This is a genomic window from Kitasatospora sp. NPDC059646, assembly GCF_042734615.1.
In the GTDB taxonomy this organism is placed as follows: Bacteria; Actinomycetota; Actinomycetes; order Streptomycetales; family Streptomycetaceae; genus Kitasatospora.
Genome location: NZ_JBHWDS010000016.1, coordinates 20,148 through 35,421, shown reverse-complemented (window position 1 = coordinate 35,421; position 15,274 = coordinate 20,148). Strand labels below are relative to the sequence as shown.

At 75.0% G+C, this 15,274-nt stretch carries 17 protein-coding genes; 10 read left to right on the top strand and 7 right to left on the bottom strand.

From position 1 onward, the window contains the following. Positions 1-3: 3 nt before the first annotated feature. Positions 4-1,026, bottom strand: a complete 1,023-nt coding sequence (locus ACFV1L_RS13940; RefSeq protein WP_380365624.1) for an NADP-dependent oxidoreductase — start codon at positions 1,024-1,026, stop codon at positions 4-6. Positions 1,027-1,130: 104 nt separating this feature from the next. Between ACFV1L_RS13940 and ACFV1L_RS13935 the strand changes: the two genes are divergently transcribed. Further along, on the top strand, positions 1,131-1,703 hold the full coding sequence (locus tag ACFV1L_RS13935) for a TetR/AcrR family transcriptional regulator (protein WP_380365622.1): 573 nt from the start codon (positions 1,131-1,133) through the stop codon (positions 1,701-1,703). Between the two features lie 161 nt (positions 1,704-1,864). On the opposite strand, the gene ACFV1L_RS13930 is transcribed toward ACFV1L_RS13935, so the two are convergent. Both ACFV1L_RS13930 and ACFV1L_RS13925 read right to left on the bottom strand, forming a co-directional pair. Next, positions 1,865-2,245, bottom strand: coding sequence for a MerR family transcriptional regulator (locus ACFV1L_RS13930; protein ID WP_380365621.1), 381 nt, complete (start codon positions 2,243-2,245; stop codon positions 1,865-1,867). Continuing rightward, positions 2,242-3,228 carry a helix-turn-helix transcriptional regulator gene (locus ACFV1L_RS13925; protein WP_380365620.1) on the bottom strand — a complete coding sequence of 329 codons (987 nt, stop codon included), beginning with the start codon at positions 3,226-3,228 and terminating at the stop codon, positions 2,242-2,244. The genes ACFV1L_RS13930 and ACFV1L_RS13925 overlap by 4 nt, the downstream gene beginning before the upstream one ends. A 142-nt stretch (positions 3,229-3,370) precedes the next feature. On the opposite strand from ACFV1L_RS13925, the gene ACFV1L_RS13920 reads away from it, so the two are divergent. The 4 genes from ACFV1L_RS13920 (at position 3,371) to gap (ending at position 7,264) form a co-directional block, all read left to right on the top strand. Continuing rightward, entirely contained in the window at positions 3,371-3,940 is a 570-nt protein-coding gene (locus ACFV1L_RS13920; RefSeq protein WP_380365618.1) for a DinB family protein, read from the top strand. A gap of 371 nt (positions 3,941-4,311) precedes the next feature. After that, the gene (locus tag ACFV1L_RS13915; RefSeq protein WP_380365616.1) at positions 4,312-4,983 is read left to right on the top strand and encodes an NAD(P)-dependent oxidoreductase; all 672 of its coding nucleotides are present in this window, start codon (positions 4,312-4,314) and stop codon (positions 4,981-4,983) included. A gap of 153 nt (positions 4,984-5,136) precedes the next feature. After that, positions 5,137-6,093: a GlxA family transcriptional regulator gene (locus ACFV1L_RS13910; protein ID WP_380365615.1), complete on the top strand. Its 957-nt coding sequence runs from the start codon at positions 5,137-5,139 to the stop codon at positions 6,091-6,093. 172 nt (positions 6,094-6,265) lie between these two features. Continuing rightward, positions 6,266-7,264: a type I glyceraldehyde-3-phosphate dehydrogenase gene (gap, locus tag ACFV1L_RS13905; RefSeq protein WP_380365613.1), complete on the top strand. Its 999-nt coding sequence runs from the start codon at positions 6,266-6,268 to the stop codon at positions 7,262-7,264. 57 nt (positions 7,265-7,321) lie between these two features. Here gap and ACFV1L_RS13900 read toward each other — a convergent pair whose 3' ends face one another. The 4 genes from ACFV1L_RS13900 to ACFV1L_RS13885 all read right to left on the bottom strand — a co-directional run bounded on the left by ACFV1L_RS13900 (position 7,322) and on the right by ACFV1L_RS13885 (position 11,201). After that, positions 7,322-8,524: a serine hydrolase domain-containing protein gene (locus ACFV1L_RS13900; protein WP_380365612.1), complete on the bottom strand. Its 1,203-nt coding sequence runs from the start codon at positions 8,522-8,524 to the stop codon at positions 7,322-7,324. 145 nt (positions 8,525-8,669) lie between these two features. Continuing rightward, positions 8,670-9,341 (bottom strand): hypothetical protein, encoded by a 672-nt coding sequence (locus ACFV1L_RS13895; RefSeq protein ID WP_380365610.1) that lies wholly within the window; start codon positions 9,339-9,341, stop codon positions 8,670-8,672. Positions 9,342-9,417: 76 nt separating this feature from the next. Beyond that, a complete protein-coding gene (locus tag ACFV1L_RS13890) occupies positions 9,418-10,077 on the bottom strand; it encodes a response regulator (RefSeq protein ID WP_380365608.1) in 660 nt (219 codons plus the stop codon). Continuing rightward, entirely contained in the window at positions 10,074-11,201 is a 1,128-nt protein-coding gene (locus tag ACFV1L_RS13885) for a sensor histidine kinase (protein ID WP_380365606.1), read from the bottom strand. The genes ACFV1L_RS13890 and ACFV1L_RS13885 overlap by 4 nt, the downstream gene beginning before the upstream one ends. A gap of 513 nt (positions 11,202-11,714) precedes the next feature. Here ACFV1L_RS13885 and ACFV1L_RS13880 point away from each other — a divergent pair. The 5 genes from ACFV1L_RS13880 (at position 11,715) to ACFV1L_RS13860 (ending at position 15,208) form a co-directional block, all read left to right on the top strand. Continuing rightward, positions 11,715-11,903, top strand: a complete 189-nt coding sequence (locus tag ACFV1L_RS13880; protein WP_380365605.1) for a hypothetical protein — start codon at positions 11,715-11,717, stop codon at positions 11,901-11,903. Next, on the top strand, positions 11,900-12,808 hold the full coding sequence (locus ACFV1L_RS13875) for an ABC transporter ATP-binding protein (RefSeq protein WP_380365603.1): 909 nt from the start codon (positions 11,900-11,902) through the stop codon (positions 12,806-12,808). The genes ACFV1L_RS13880 and ACFV1L_RS13875 overlap by 4 nt, the downstream gene beginning before the upstream one ends. Further along, positions 12,805-13,797, top strand: coding sequence for a hypothetical protein (locus ACFV1L_RS13870; protein WP_380365601.1), 993 nt, complete (start codon positions 12,805-12,807; stop codon positions 13,795-13,797). The genes ACFV1L_RS13875 and ACFV1L_RS13870 overlap by 4 nt, the downstream gene beginning before the upstream one ends. Positions 13,798-13,889: 92 nt before the next feature. Next, positions 13,890-14,402 (top strand): SigE family RNA polymerase sigma factor, encoded by a 513-nt coding sequence (locus tag ACFV1L_RS13865; RefSeq protein ID WP_380365600.1) that lies wholly within the window; start codon positions 13,890-13,892, stop codon positions 14,400-14,402. Continuing rightward, positions 14,399-15,208 (top strand): hypothetical protein, encoded by an 810-nt coding sequence (locus ACFV1L_RS13860; RefSeq protein ID WP_380365599.1) that lies wholly within the window; start codon positions 14,399-14,401, stop codon positions 15,206-15,208. The genes ACFV1L_RS13865 and ACFV1L_RS13860 overlap by 4 nt, the downstream gene beginning before the upstream one ends. Positions 15,209-15,274: the final 66 nt, after the last annotated feature.

The window sequence follows — 15,274 nt, the reverse complement described above, 5'->3', positions numbered from 1 at the left end:
GCCTCAGTCGGCGACGTGGAGGACCAACTTGCCCTGCAGGTGGCCCTGTTCGGCACGACGGTGGGCGGCGGCGGCCTCGGCGAGCGGGAACACGCCGGCGACGGCGACGCGGACGGCGCCGGCGGCCACCAGGGCGTCGAGCGCGGCGAGGCCGGCGCCGTCGGAACGGACCTGCCAGGTGCGCTCCTCGACGGCCAGGCCGAGTTCGGCGGCCAGGGCGGGGCGGTAGTCGCCGAAGAAGACCGGGGCGACCCGGCCGCCGCGGCGCAGCGCCGGGAGCAGCCGGTGGGCGTCCGGGCCGCCGACGGTGTCGAAGAGCAGGTCGACGTCGCGGACGGCGTCCTCGACCCGGGTGGCGGTGTAGTCGACGAAGCGGTCGACGCCGAGGCCGCGCAGGAACTCCTCGTGCCGCCCGGAGGCGACCGCGATCACCCGGTCGGCGCCGCCGGCCCTGAGGAGCTGCACCGCGAGGTGGCCGACGCCGCCGGCCGCGCCGTTGACCAGCGCGGTGATGCCGGGGGCCGGGCGCAGGTGGGCGAGGTATTGATGGGCGGTCAGGCCGGCCATCGGGAGGGCGGCGCCGGTGAGGTGGTCGAGCTCGGCGGGCAGCCGGGCCAGGTGGCCGGCGGGGGCGACCGCGTACTCGGCGTAACCCGCGCCCCGCCCGGGGAAGTTGACCAGGCCGTGCACGCGGTCGCCGACCTGCCACCGCGGCTCTGCCGAGCCCGCTGTCGCACCCGCCGTCGAACCCTCGGGCAGGCCGTCCGGGGCCGGTCCGAGGGCGGCGACCGTGCCGGAGATGTCGCTGCCCGGGATCAGCGGAAGGGCCCACCGGGGCCGCAACTCGGCCGGGATCGACGGGAAGTTGCGCCGGGTGTACCAGTCGGGCGGGTTGATGCCCGCCGCATGCACCCGGACCAGGACCTCGCCGGGCCCGGGCACCGGCCGCGGCACCCGTTCCCGGACCAGCACCTCCGGCTCGCCGAAGGCGTGCATGCGCACCGCCCACATCGTCCTGTCGTCCACCGAATCTCCCCTCCGCAGGCCGGACGGCACTCCCGTAGAATGCGGAGCACCGCTCCGGAAAGTTGAACGGAGCACTGCTCCGAATGTCAACGACGGGAATCGCCATGGCCGTTGAGCCGACCGCGCGGGCACCGCGCGCGGACGCCCTGCGCAACCGGGACCGACTGCTGGAGACCGCCGCCGAGGTGGTCGCCGAACAGGGCGCGCAGGCCTCGCTGCGCGACGTCGCCCGGCGGGCCGGCGTCGGACTCGGCACCCTCTACCGGCACTTCCCGAACCGGGAGGCCCTGCTGGAGGCCCTGCTCGGCCGACGCTTCGACCGACTGGCGGAGCGCGCCGACGAGCTGGCCGCGGCCGGCGATCCGGGAGAGGCGCTGACCGAGTGGCTGCGGGAGTTCTGCCACGGGGCCGGCGCCTACCAGGGCCTGCCCGAGACGCTGATGGCCACGCTGCGCGACCCGGCCTCGCCGTTGCACGCCCGCTGCACGGCGATGCGGGAGGCCGGGGGCGGGTTGCTGTCCGCCGCGCAGCGGGCCGGGCGGATCCGGCCGGACGTCACCGGCACCGACCTGTTCGCGCTGGCGAACGCCGTCAGCTGGATCGCCGACCAGGCACCGTCGCTGGCCGAGCGGCGCGAGCACCTGTTCCGGCTGGTCGTGGACGGACTGCGGGCCTGACACGGCCCCGGCCGGTGTCGGCGGGCTGTAGCAGATCCGGCCCCTGACGGGGCGTCGGGCGGTGTCGGCGGCCCGTGGCGGACCGGGCGCCTGACGGGGCGTCGGGCCGTGCCGCCGGTCGGCAGGCCCGCGGGCGGCTCGCGGGCCTGCCTGCCACGGCCTCAGTCGGCGGCCAGCACGCTGCGGTAGTAGTCGATCTTGTCGCGCAGGTGGGTGCGCTGGCGTTCCAGCAGGGCGATCCGCTCGTTGACGGCGCTGTCGTGCTTCTCCAGCAGGGCGATCCGGTCGAGCAGGCTGTCCGGGCCCTCGGTGCGGGCGAGTTCCGCGTAGCGGCGCATGTCGGCGATGGGCATGCCGGTGTCGCGCAGGCAGCGCAGGATGCCCAGCCAGGCCAGGTCGTCGGGGCTGAAGCGGCGGTGGCCGCTGGTGGCGCGGGTGATGGCGGTGAGCAGGCCGATGCGCTCGTAGTAGCGCAGGGTGTCCAGGGTGAAGCCCGACCGTTCGGCGGCCTCGGCGGGGGTGAGCAGCTGCTGAGTCGTCACGAAGGCGATTCTGCCCGCCGGTTCGGCCCGGCGCAGCGGAGGAAGCGCTCGCCCCAGGCCGTCATCAGCGCGCCGAGTTCGGGCGGCGACACGATCCGGAAGTCGACGTCCAGCGAGCCGAACGCCATCGCGGGCCAGTCCAGCGAGTCGGAGTTCATCAGGACCCGGGTGCGGTCCGCGTCGACCTCCTCGATCTCCGCCCAGGGGCCGATCCGCTGCCGGACCGCCGCGACGGGCGCGTCCACCAGCACCTCGACCCGGTACTGCCGGGACGGGCCGGACAGGCCGGCGCGGACGAACTCGGCGGCGTCGTCGGCCGGAAGGCCGCGCGGCAGGAAGCGGGCACCGGTCGGCACCGGGGAGGACAGGCGGTCCAGACGGAAGGTGCGCCAGTCCTGCCGGGTGAGGTCGTACGCCACCAGGTACCAGCGGCGGCCGAGCCGGACCAGGTGGTGCGGCTCGGTGTGGCGCTCGCCGGCGCGGCCGTCCGCGGTGCCGTACTGGAAACGCAGCCGCTCGGTGTCGCGGCAGGCCAGCGCGACGGCGGTGAGGACGTCCGGGTCGACCCGGGGCCCGGAGTCGACCCGCCAGGTCGCCGGCACGGTGACGGCGCGCAGCGCGTCCACCCGGCGGCGCAGCCGGGCCGGCATCACCTGCACCACCTTGGCCAGCGCCCGCACCGAGGCCTCGGCGATGCCCTCCACCGCGCCGTCGGCCGCCGCCTGCAGGCCCACGGCCAGGGCGACCGCCTCCTCGTCGTCGATCACCAGCGGCGGCAGCGCCGCACCCGCGGCGAGCTGGTAGCCGCCGTCCACGCCGCGCCGGGCCTCGACCGGGTAGCCGAGCTCGCGCAGCCGGTCGACGTCGCGCCGCAGCGTGCGCGCGGAGACGCCCAGCCGGCCGGAGAGTTCCTCGCCGGGCCAGAAGCGGTGGGACTGGAGCAGGGTGAGCAGCCGCAGGGTGCGGGCACTGGTGTCGGCCATGAATCCGATCCTCCTCCCATTGCGGCCGGAAACTGGCCGCAATGCTCCCTAGAGTGGAACACGAGCGAGGAAGACAACCGCGAAACGGTGCAGAACTCCCTTGGGAGAGAACGCCGTTGACGCCCCAGCGAGAGGCGAGACGATGACCGAGACCACCGAGACCCCCGTCGGCCAGTACCCCAACGCCATCGCCGACGACCGGCTGACCGGCGAGCAGGCCGACCTGCTGGCGACCCTGCGCGCGGCCCGGCACTTCCTGCGGCTGACCGCCCGCGGCCTGGACGACGAGCAGGCCGGGCGCCGCACCACCGTCAGCGAGCTGTGCATCGGCGGCCTGATCAAGCACGTCACCTCGGTGGAGCGGACCTGGGCGGCGTTCATCGAGCTCGGCCCCGCCGCGATGCCGGACTTCGACACCTTCACCGAGGCCGACTACCAGCAGCGCGCCGACGAGTTCCGCCTCCTCCCCGGCGAGACCCTGGCGGGCGTGCTCGCCGCGTACCAGGCCGTGGCCGCCGCCACCGACGAGCTGGTCGCCGGCCTCACCGACCTGAACGCCGGCCACCCGCTGCCGAAGGCCCCCTGGTTCAAGGCCGACGAGAGCTGGTCCGCCCGCCGCACCCTGATCCACATCATCGCCGAGACCAACCAGCACGCCGGCCACGCCGACATCATCCGGGAGTCCCTGGACGGGGCGAAGAGCATGGGCTGACGCCCCAATCATGCCGAGGACCCGCATAACTGACGGTCGGTCAGTCGTGCGGGTCCTCGGCGTTCGGGGGAGAATCTCCGGCATCCGTGCCACATCCGGCGCGCGGTGTCACTCCCGGGACGCAGCCGTGACCTGCGGGTGCGGTGGACCACCGCCGGCGGCGACCCGTCGGTCGTCCTGGTCGTCGGTGGTGCACCGTTCGCCGTGCTGGTCCTCGACCCGACGCCGGGCGGCGACAGGCCACGGCCGTCTGCTGCGTCACCGACCCGGACGGCCGCGTCCGCGCCGGAGCCGTGGCGTGATCCGCGGCGTGACCCGCGGCGTGGCCTCAACCGGGCGGCTGCACAGGGAATCGAGAACAGGGGAGAGCGATGAGACTGACCGTACTGGCCGCCACCGGCGGCATCGGCCGGCACCTGCTGGAGCAGGCGCTGGCGGCCGGGCACGACGTCACGGCGGTGGTCCGCAACCCCGCCAAGCTGGGCGAGCAGCACTGGGCGCGGGTGGTGCGGGCGGACCTGGCGAGCGCCGGGCCCGCGGAGCTGCGGGAGGCCGTGGAGGGAGCGGACGCGGTGCTGTCCGGGCTCGGCGCGGTCGGCAGGGCCGGGATCGGGGTGGCCGAACACGGCACCCGGGCCGTCGTCGAGGCGATGCGGCAGGCCGGGACGCGGCGGCTGGTCGTGGTCAGCGCCGCACCGATCGGCACCGTGCCGTCCCCGGCCCGGCCGCACCCGCCGCGCCACGACCCCGGCGAGGGGCCGGTCATGCGGTACGTGCTGACCCCGGTGGTGAAGCGGGTGCTGCGCGCGCACTACGCCGACCTGGCCCGGATGGAGGACGTGGTGCTCGCCAGCGGCCTGGACTGGACGGTGGTCCGACCGCCCCGCCTCACCGACAAGCCGCTCACCCGCGACTACCGGACCGCCTACGGGCAGAACCTGCGCGGCGGCGGCAGCGTCTCCCGCGCCGACGTCGCGCACTGCATGCTGCGCAGCCTGAGGGAACCGGAGACGGTGGGGCGCATCCTCGGCATCGCCGACTGAGCGGGCATCAGGTCGAGCGCCCGGCGCCACGTCCTGCGGCGCCTCGTCCTGCGGCGCCGCCCGACGGGGCGGCGCGGGGACGCACGGGCCGGTCGGAGGCGGCCGGCCTGCGCCGTCGGGAGTGATCGGGGGCGGCACACCTAGGCTGAGGGGATGTCTGTTCCTCGTCTGCGCCGGGTGGCCGTGCTGGTCCTGGACGGTGCCAAGCCGCTCGACGTCGGGATCCCGGCGCAGGTGTTCTCCACCCGCGCGAGCATGCCGTACGAGGTCCGGGTGTGCGGGGCCGCACCCGGGCTGGTCGCGGGCGGCGACGGGCTGTCGTACCACGTGGCGCACGGGCTGGAGGCGCTGGAGTGGGCGGAGTCGGTGTTCGTGCCCGGCTACCGGCACCCCGACCGGGAGGACCCGCCGGCCGCCGTGGTCGAGGCGCTGTGCGCGGCCCACGCGCGCGGCGCCCGGCTGGCGGCGATCTCCACCGGGGCGTTCGCCCTGGCCGCCACCGGACTGCTGGACGGCCGCCGGGCCACCACGCACTGGCACTACACCCGGGCGCTGGCCGCCAAGTACCCGCGGGTGCGGGTGGACGAGAACGTGCTGTTCGTCGACGAGGGCAGCGTGCTCACCTCGGCGGGCGCGGCGTCCGGCATCGACCTCTGCCTGCACGTGCTGCGCCGCGACCTCGGGGTGGCCGCCTCCAACCACACCGCGCGACGGCTGGTGGCCGCGCCGTACCGCAGCGGCGGCCAGGCGCAGTACGTGCCGCGCAGCGTGCCGGAGCCGATCGGCGAGCGGTTCGCCGCGACCCGGGAGTGGGCGCTGCACCGGCTGGACCAGCCGCTGACCGTCCGGGCGCTGGCCCGGCACGCGGCGGTCTCGCCGCGCACCTTCTCCCGGCGGTTCGTCGAGGACACCGGGTACACGCCGATGCAGTGGGTGCTCCGGGCCCGCGTCGACCTGGCCCGTGAGCTGCTGGAACGCTCCGAGCGGAGCGTCGAGCGGATCGCCGCCGAGACCGGGCTCGGTACCGGCGCCAACCTGCGCACGCACTTCCAGCAGATCCTCGGCACGACGCCCAGTGACTACCGGCGGACCTTCGCCAAGGGCGAGTGAAGGCGCTCCGCGGAGGCAAGGAAAGCAGTTTCCACACCTGTGTTGAAAGCGCTTTCCGGTCGCGGCCGACGGCTGGCACGATCCTTGCGAACCATGGCACGGTCGCCACTGCCACCGGCCGGGCGGGCGAGCGAAAGTGGAGGAGTCCACCCCGCACAGAAGGGCACCACCCATGACCCGCATCGCCGTCAACGGATTCGGCCGCATCGGACGCAACGTGCTGCGCGCCCTGCTGGAGCGCGACAGCAAGCTGGAGGTCGTCGCCGTCAACGACCTGACCGAGCCGACCGCCCTGGGCCGGCTGCTGGCGTACGACACCACCTCGGGCCGGCTGGGCCGCCCGGTGACCGTCGAGGGCGACACGCTGGTGGTCGACGGCCGCCGGATCAAGGTCCTCGCCGAGCGCAACCCCGCCGACCTGCCGTGGGCCGAACTCGGCGTCGACATCGTGCTGGAGGCCACCGGCCGGTTCACCTCGGCGGAGGCGGCCCGCGCCCACCTCACGGCCGGCGCGAAGAAGGTCCTGGTGTCCGCGCCGTCCGACGGCGCCGACGTCACCCTCGCCTACGGCGTCAACACCGACGCGTACGACCCGGCCGCGCACACCATCGTCTCCAACGCGTCCTGCACCACCAACGCGCTGGCCCCGCTGGCCGCCGTGCTGGACGAACTGGCCGGAATCGAGCACGGGTTCATGACCACGGTGCACGCCTACACCCAGGAGCAGAACCTCCAGGACGGCCCGCACCGCGACCCGCGCCGGGCCCGCGCCGCCGCCGTCAACATCGTGCCGACCACCACGGGCGCCGCGAAGGCGATCGGCCTGGTGCTGCCGCAGCTGGACGGCAAGCTGTCCGGCGACTCGATCCGGGTGCCCGTCCCGGTCGGCTCGATCGTCGAACTGAACACCACGGTCTCCCGGGACGTCACCCGCGACGAGGTGCTGGCCGCCTACCGCGAGGCCGCCGCAGGCAAGCTCGCGGGCGTGCTGGAGTACTCCGAGGACCCGCTGGTCTCCTCGGACATCACCGGCAACCCGGCGTCCTCGATCTTCGACTCGGAGCTGACCCGGGTCGACGGCCGCCACGTCAAGGTGGTCGCCTGGTACGACAACGAGTGGGGCTTCTCCAACCGGGTCATCGACACCCTGGAGCTGCTCGCCGCGAGCTGACGACACGTCGAGGGGCCCGCACCGCTCGGACGGTGCGGGCCCCTCGGCATGCCCGGCTCAGCCCGTCGGCAGGTCGAACGCGGCGGCGGCGACCCGGTACTGCGCGCCGAAGGAGGCGCCCTGCCGGGAGGTCGCGGTGAAGGAGTACACCACGTCGCGGGAGCCGTCGCGGGTGGCGAAGACGCCGTTGGTGAAGCCGGGGAGACTGCCGGTCTTGCCCCACAGTTCGACACCGGGGACGGGGGTGAAGCGCATCAGCCCCGCGCTGAAACAGGCCCGGCCGGTGGTCGGGCCGAGGTCGCAGTTCTTGTTGTGGTCGTTCGGGAGGTCGGGCACCGCGAACAGCTCCGCCTGCTGGGCGGGCGGCAGCAACCGGCCGTGCAGCAGCGCCGACAGGAAGCGCTCCAGGTCGGGCGCGGTGGAGACCAGGCCGCCCTCGGCCCACGCCCACGGGCTCTGCCGGGTGACGTCGGTGAGCGCGGTGCCGCCGTCGGGGCGGGTGACGGCGAGGACGGCGTGGGCGGTCGGGTTCGGCAGCGCGGTGTCGTCGGCGGCCGGCACCGAGGTGTGGTGCAGGCCGAGAGGGCGCAGCAGCCGGGCGGTGACCTCCTGCGCGTAGCTGTGCCCGGTGACCTTCTCGATCAGCAGGCCCGCGACGAAGTAGTTGACGCCGTTGTACTGCTGGGCGGTCCCCGGCTCGAACTGCTTCGGGTTGGCCATCGCCGTCCGGACCACCTGCTCCGGGGTCCAGCTGTCGGCGGCGTGGGCGACGAACCACTCCGCGCTGCCGTCGTCGTCGCCGAGGCCCTGGGCGGTCGGCAGGCCGCTGGTGTGGTTGAGCAACTGCCGCACCGTGACGTCCGGGTAGCCCTTCGGCAGGGTGTCGGGCAGGTATTGCTGGACGGTGCCGTCCAGGTCGACCCGGTGCTCTGCGGCCAGCTGGAGCAGCACGGTGGCGGTGAAGATCTTGGAGATGCTGCCGATCCGGAACCGCCCGTCCGCTGCCACCGGCCGCCCGGTGGCCGGATCGCCGGTGCCGGAGGTGCCCGACCAGCGCCCGCCGTCGCCGCCCACCAGCACGACCGCACTGGTCAGTTGGGCGTTCGGCAGCCCCGCGATCGAGGCGCTCAGCGCCGCCGCGTTCGGTGCCGCCGCCCCGGCGGCCGGCGCGGCGGAGGCCGTCCCCGCGGCGAGCGCCACCACCAGCGCACCGATCGCCGCCGTCCCTCCGAGCCTGTGTCCCCTGATCCTCGCGCGCATCCCCGTGCTCCTCAACGCCTTCTCCGGCCACACCTGTTGACATGAAGAAGCCTCGCGCCGACCCGCCACGGGGACATCAGGGACGGACCCTGACCGCCCCCGGTGATCAACCCCTAGGAGCGAATCGGGCCCCCTGCGGGCCTCGCTACTTGTGTCCGGCGGTCCACTTCATGCCGAACCGGTAGGCCCGGGAGATCGTTTCCTGGATGCGGGGGCCGTCCTTCGGGGTGAACCAGCGGACCTCACGGGTCACCACCAGTTCGCGCTTCTGACGCTTGATCAGAGCGATCGCGCAGGAGCGGGCCTGCGGCGGGCACTCGTCGAGGCGGACCTCGAACCGCTCGCCGCGGTCGCTGGTCAGCGACACCACGGCGTTCAGCCCGCGGAAGTCGGTGGAGCCGTCGTAGATGTAGACGAAGAGCAGGAGTTTGGAGAACTCCTCCTGGTGATCGAGGTTGATCACCAGGTTCTCGCCGTCGGTGCGGGCTCCCGTCCGGTCGTCCGCGTCCAGTGCGACGTACGGGCGGCGATCCGTCGCGCCGAAGGAGTTGCCGAGGGCCTGGACCACGGACTTGCTGCCGTCGGCGAACTTGATCATGCAGCCAAGGTCGAGGTCCACGCCCCGGGGCGCTCCATGGGCGGCGCCGGCCGCCAGAGACGCCCGCAGCCGCCGCAGCAGGCCCGTCGCCTCGGCGGCCTTGCGTCCGGCATCGGCCTGCGGCGACGCCCAGTTGAGGTTGACCCGGATCAGGCCGGCGGTGACACCGTGCTTGTCCAGCGAGACGGTGGGCGAGGCTTTGGTCAGCACGACAGTCATGGCGGCGGCACCTTTCCGCGGGGCGACGGGAGGGTGACCGTACCGGGGCGGGGCCTGGTTCGGGTACCGGTCGAGGTCAGGTCGGTGGGCGGGTCATCAGGTGGTGCTCCCAGGCCCAGGCGGCGATTTCGACGCGGTTGCGGGCGCCGAGCTTCTGTTGGACGGCGGTCAGGTGGCTCTTCACGGTGCTGAGGGTGATGAAGAGGTCGGCGGCGATCTCCTGGTTGGTGCGCCCCCGGGCGATGGCCCGGACGACCTCGGACTCGCGGGCGGAGAGCGGCCGTTCGGAGGGGGTGCGGGCGGGCGCGGCCGGGGCGAGGTTGCGCAGCAGACGGAGCGTCAGGGACGGCGAGATCAGCGCGTCGCCCGCGTGCGCGGCCCGGACCGCCTCGATCAGCAGCGCGGGCGCGGCACCCTTGAGGACGAACCCGACCGCGCCGGCGCGCAGCGCGCCGTGGACGTACTCGTCGAGGTCGAACGTGGTCACGACGACCACCCGCAACGGGTCCGGCACGCCGGGGCCGGCCAGGGTCCGGGTCACGTCGATGCCGTCCAGGCCGGGCATCCGGATGTCGACCAGGCAGACGTCCGGCCGCAACCGCCGGGCGAGTTCGACGGCCCCGGGCCCGTCGGCGGCCTCGCCGACCACGGTGATGTCGTCCTGGTCCTCCAGGATCAGCCGCAGTCCGCCACGGATCATCGCCTGGTCGTCGGCGAGCAGGACACGGATGGTCATCGGTCGGCGCTTTCGGGGACGGGAAGTTCGGCACGGACGGTCCAGCCGCCGGACGGGCCGGGCCCGGCGGTGAAGGTGCCGCCGAGGGCTTCGACGCGTTCGCGCATGCCGAGCAGGCCGAAGCCGACGGGACGCAGGTGCCGGGTGTGCCCGGGCGGCGGGGCGTCGTCGGCGACGGTGACGGTGAGCGTGCCGGGCGGGTGGACGACGGAGACCTCGGCGGTGCGGGCGTGCGCGGCGTGCCGGGCGATGTTGGTCAGCGACTCCTGGACGATCCGGTGCACGGTGGTGGCGACCTCGGGCGGCCAGGGTGCGGTGTCCCGGTCCGGCAGGCGCAGCCGGACGGTGGGGCCGTGCCCGTCGAACCGCCGTACCAGGTCGGTGAGTTCGGCGGCCCCGGGGGCGGCGGGTGCGGTGCCGGGGGTGTCGTCGGCGGCGCGCAGCAGACCGACCACGCGGCGCATCGCGGACAGCGCGTCCGCGCCCGCCGCCTCGATCCCGGCGAGAGTCCCGTCCAGCTGCTCGGGGCGTTTGCGGGCGACGATCCTGGCGGCCTGCGCCTGCACCACCACGCCGGTGATGTGATGGGCCACCAGGTCGTGCAACTCGCGTGCCAGCGCCAGGCGTTCGTCCCGGCGGGCGGCCTCGGCGGCGGACCGGCGGCGGTGGTCGAGCAGGCGCAGGCCGAGGCCGGCGGCGAGTGCGAGGGTCCACACCTCGATGCCGACCCGGAACGGCGTGGCGGGGGCCTGCCCGGCCAGCAGACCGGTCGTCATCAGCGCCAGCCCGGCTGCGGCGATCGCGGCCGCCGGACGCCACGGCAGCACCCGCACCGCCGATCCGCCCAGCACCAGCAGCCCCAACACGGCCGCCGCGCCCGGCTCTCCGGGCAGCCCGGCCTCCCTGGCCACCAGCGCGGCGACGCCCGCCACGGCCAGTCCGAGAGCCGCCGCCCCACCACGGCTGCGTCCCCGGCCCACCGCCAGCGCGCACACCACCGCGCCGGTCGCCGCGTCCAGCGCCCACACCCGGCCCTGCGCGGCGTACTGCGCCGCCATCACCAGCAGCACCAGCGCGAACCCCGCACCCAGCACCGCGTTCCCCACCACCGACGTCCGTCTCACCCGGCCACGCTAGGCGAATCCGCCACCACGGCGAACCGGCCGAAAGTACGACCCCGCGCCGGTCCGGCCGTGGTCGGGGTGGCATGAAGCGGCCGACCCGGGCGAGGGCTCCTCGGTGTCGGTGGCGGCGCGGGCGTGCGGCGACGCTCCGCGGCGGATCGGCCACGGGGCTGGTGGAGTTCGCCGGGTCGGGTGCGTCGTCGGCGCGGGCCCGCCGTGATGCCGTGCCGCCCCGGTCGCGGGCACCGAGGGTCGGTGGCGCGTGGTGCGGGGTGAAGTGGTCCGGCAGGGCCGGGCTTTGCGGTGGCGGCGGGGGCTCGGGGCGACGCTCCGCGGCGGATCGGCCGGGAGGCCTGCTGCTGGTGGCGTCTGCCGTGCGGCGACGGTGGGGCCACCGTGGGTGTGGCGGCGGCGGGGTGCCGCCGGGAACCGGCCGGAAGTACGAGGGGAGGGCGGTCGGACCGTACCTTCGGCCGCTGCGGGAGGCCGGGGGCGGGCGGCAGCGTGGTGGGCATGAACGTGAATCTGAAGGGCGCCGTGCTGCTGGCGGTGGCCGAGAAGACCGAGCGGAGTCCACTGCTGTACGCCTGGTGGGCGGTGCAGTTGGGGGTGCTGGTCGCGCTCGGGTGGGGCGGGTACCGGCTGGTGCGCGGGTGGCGGGCCCGGCGGGCCGAGCGGGACGCGGAGGACGGGCAGTGGTGACGCCGGTGCTGGAGGCCGTGGGTCTCGGCAAGCGGTACGGCCGCCGATCGGCCCTCGTCGGCGTCGAGTTGAGCGTGCCGGCGGACCGGGTGGTCGGCCTGGTGGGGCCCAACGGGGCCGGGAAGTCGACGCTGATGCAGCTGGCCTGCGGGCTGATCGCGCCGACCGAGGGCCGGATCCGGGTGCACGGTGCCCAGCCGGGGACCACGCCGGACCATCTCGCCCGGGTCGGCTACGTCGCCCAGGACACCCCGGTCTTTCCGGACCTGACCGTCGCCGAGCACCTGCGTCTTGGAGCCCGGCTCAACCCGCGCTGGGACGCCGCCCTCGCCGAGCGCCGCCTGGCCCGGGCCGAGCTCGATCCCCGGCAGAAGGCCGGCCGGCTCTCCGGTGGCCAGCGTGCCCAGCTGGCGTTGATGGTGGCGGCGGCCAAGCGGCCCGACCTGCTGATCCTCGACGAGCCGGCCGCCGCGCTGGATCCGCTCGCCCGGCACGCGTTCCTCGACCACCTGATGGAGTCCGTCACCGAGCTGGGCGCGACGGCCGTGCTCTCCTCGCACGCCCTGCCCGACGTCGCCCGGGTCTGCGACCACCTGGTGGTGCTGGCCCGGGGCCGGGTCCAACTGCACGGCGACATCGACCCGTTGCTCGCCGCGCACGCCCGGCTGACCGGCCGCCCCGCCGACCTCGACGCGCTGCCGCCGGACGTCACCGTGCTCGCCCGCGGCGGGCCGGCCGACGGCCCGGCCACCGCGCTGGTCCGCACCGGGCGGCCGCTGCCCGCCGACGGGCCGTGGACCGTGACCGCACCCGACCTGGAAGAACTCGTCCTCGCCCATCTCGCCCGTGCCGAACGCCCCGGCGGCGGGCGGCAGTCGGCCGCTCGACCGGAGGCCCGCCGATGATCTGGCTGACCTGGCGCCAGTTCCGCACCCAGGCCCTGATCGGCCTGGCGGCCCTGCTCGTACTGGCCGGCTACCTGCTGCTGCTCGGCGCCGACATCCACCAGGCGTACCGGGACACCCTCGCGCACTGCGCCGGCCGCCCCGACTGCACCGGCGCGCTGGCAGCGTTCGCCGACCGCTACCAGCTGCGCGCGGACCTGCTCGGCTACCTGCTGCTGGCGCTGCCGGCCGTGCTGGGCGTGTTCTGCGGAGCGCCGCTGGTCGCCCGCGAGTTCGAGGCCGGCACCCACCGGCTGGTGTGGAACCAGAGCATCACCCGCCGCCGCTGGCTGGTGGTGAAACTCGCCGTGGTGGGCGGGAGCTGCACGGCCGCGACGTTGGCCGCCGCGCTGCTGCTGGGCCGGGCCACCGGGCCGGTCGCGGCCGTCCGGGGTGCGCGCTTCGAGCCCGTGGCCTTCGCCTCGCACGGCCCGGCACCGGCCGCGTACGCCGCCTTCGCCGTCGTGCTCGGCGCGACCCTGGGCCTGTACCTGCGCCGGACGGTTCCCGCGATGGCCGCCGCCCTGGCGGTGTTCACCGTCGTGCAGTTGGCCGTCCCGGCCCTCGTCCGGCCGCACTACCGGACGCCGGAGCACACCAGCGTGCAGCTCACCGCGCCGATCGTCGCCAACCTCAGCAAGATCGGCACCTACGGCGACATCGGCGGCCTGCGCGTCCCCGGCGGACCCTGGGTGATCGACACCAGCCCGATCCTCGACCGCAGCGGCGCTCCCGCCGGGCACACCGACTGGTTCCGGGACTGCATGGACCACAGCTCGCTCGCCGACCTGCCCGGCTGCCTGGCCGACCACGGCATCCACGTCGACATCACCCAGCAGCCCGCCGACCGCTACTGGACCTTCCAGGCCGTCGAGAGCGCCCTGTTCGCCGTGCTCACCGCCGTCACCGCGGCGCTCGCGCTCCGGCGGCTGCGCACCCGCGCCGACTGACCGGCGACCCGTCCGGGGCGGCCCCGGAGACCCGCCCGGAAACCCGTCCGGGAACCTGACAACCTTTCACCCCGCCCGGGCGTGTGGTCGGTGTGAGTCGAGAAACCGAGGACGACGCTTACGCAGCCTTCGTCGCGGCCGCCTGGCCCAGGCACCTGCGGACGGCCACCCTGATCGCGGGGGACCGGCACCGCGGCGAGGAACTGCTCCAGGACTGCTTGGTCAAGCTGTACGTCCGCTGGCGCCGGGCGGCCACCGACGACCCGAACGCGTACCTGCGGCGGATGCTCGTCAACGGCCACGTCAGCTGGTGGCGCCGGCGACGCCGGGAGACGCCCACCGCGGACCTGCCGGACCGCCCGGGGCCGCCCGGCGCCGACTACGGGGAGGCGGACGAACTCCACCGCGCGCTGCTCGCGCTGCCCGCCCGACAGCGGGCCGTGGTGGTGCTGCGGCACTTGGAGGACCTGTCCGAGAAGGAGACCGCGACCGTCCTCGGCTGCTCGGTCGGCACCGTCAAGAGCCAGCACGCGCGGGCGCTGGCCCGGCTGCGCGCGGCCCTTCCGAAGAACCGGTTGAAGAACGAGGAGGCTGTCAGCCCATGAGCACCACGGATCACGAGGACCTGTCGCACGCGCTGGCGGTACTGGCGGACCGTCAGGCCCCGGACGGCCCGGCACCGGTGGCGGACCTGCTGCGCCGGGGCCGCCGCAGCAGGCGCGGGCGTGCCGCCGCCCTGACGGGCGCCGCCGCGGTCGTCGCCGCCGCGCTGGCCGGGGTGGCCGCGCTGCCGGCCGGGCCGACGAGCACCGGGATCGGTCCGGCGGCCGCCGCGTCCGGCGGCGGGTCGGCCGGCCCCACCGGCGGGGCGTCGCCCGGGCCCGGCGATCCGGATTCCGGGCCCGACGTCGCGGAGCTGCTCGCGGCGCGGATCCCGGCCGGCTACCGGATCGAGAAGACCTGGACCGACCCGGGCCCGCAGCCGGTGCCGAGCCCGACGGCGGGCTACCGGGCGCAGGCGTTCCGGGTCGGGGCGCTGCACGGCATCACCAACGGCACCCGGTCGGGCGACATCCGGATCGAGGTCGGCCAGGTGCCGGGTGTGCCGCGGCACTCGAAGGACTTCAAGCCGCACGCGAACTGCGCCGACACACCCAGGTGCTGGGTCGAGAACCGCCCCGACGGCAGCCAGCTGTACAAGGTCCTCCCCGAGGTGGCGACCGGCAACCAGACCTGGCAGGTGACGCTGTTCCGCACCGACGGCAGCATGATCGTCGCCTCTTCGAGCATCTTCCTCGGCCAGGAGGACCGGCTCCGGACGCCCGTCCTCGACGGCGACCGGCTCACGGCGCTGGCGCTGGACCCGGTCTGGCAGCAGGTCGCCGACACCGCGCCGGACGCCAAGGTCTGACCCCGGGGCCGAGCCGGCCCGGCGGGACCGCCCGCAGCGAACGCCGATGGAGCCGACCTGACGTCG

Excerpts from the sequence above, each read along its gene's own strand:
- ACFV1L_RS13860 (WP_380365599.1), top strand. The coding sequence starts at position 14,399 with ATGAGCACCACGGATCACGAGGACCTGTCGCACGCGCTGGCGGTACTG.
- ACFV1L_RS13870 (WP_380365601.1), top strand. The coding sequence starts at position 12,805 with ATGATCTGGCTGACCTGGCGCCAGTTCCGCACCCAGGCCCTGATCGGC.
- ACFV1L_RS13900 (WP_380365612.1), bottom strand. The coding sequence starts at position 8,524 with ATGCGCGCGAGGATCAGGGGACACAGGCTCGGAGGGACGGCGGCGATC.
- ACFV1L_RS13895 (WP_380365610.1), bottom strand. The coding sequence starts at position 9,341 with ATGACTGTCGTGCTGACCAAAGCCTCGCCCACCGTCTCGCTGGACAAG.
- ACFV1L_RS13915 (WP_380365616.1), top strand. The coding sequence starts at position 4,312 with ATGAGACTGACCGTACTGGCCGCCACCGGCGGCATCGGCCGGCACCTG.
- ACFV1L_RS13880 (WP_380365605.1), top strand. The coding sequence starts at position 11,715 with ATGAACGTGAATCTGAAGGGCGCCGTGCTGCTGGCGGTGGCCGAGAAG.
- ACFV1L_RS13935 (WP_380365622.1), top strand. The coding sequence starts at position 1,131 with ATGGCCGTTGAGCCGACCGCGCGGGCACCGCGCGCGGACGCCCTGCGC.
- ACFV1L_RS13910 (WP_380365615.1), top strand. The coding sequence starts at position 5,137 with ATGTCTGTTCCTCGTCTGCGCCGGGTGGCCGTGCTGGTCCTGGACGGT.
- ACFV1L_RS13890 (WP_380365608.1), bottom strand. The coding sequence starts at position 10,077 with ATGACCATCCGTGTCCTGCTCGCCGACGACCAGGCGATGATCCGTGGC.
- ACFV1L_RS13920 (WP_380365618.1), top strand. The coding sequence starts at position 3,371 with ATGACCGAGACCACCGAGACCCCCGTCGGCCAGTACCCCAACGCCATC.
- ACFV1L_RS13925 (WP_380365620.1), bottom strand. The coding sequence starts at position 3,228 with ATGGCCGACACCAGTGCCCGCACCCTGCGGCTGCTCACCCTGCTCCAG.
- gap (WP_380365613.1), top strand. The coding sequence starts at position 6,266 with ATGACCCGCATCGCCGTCAACGGATTCGGCCGCATCGGACGCAACGTG.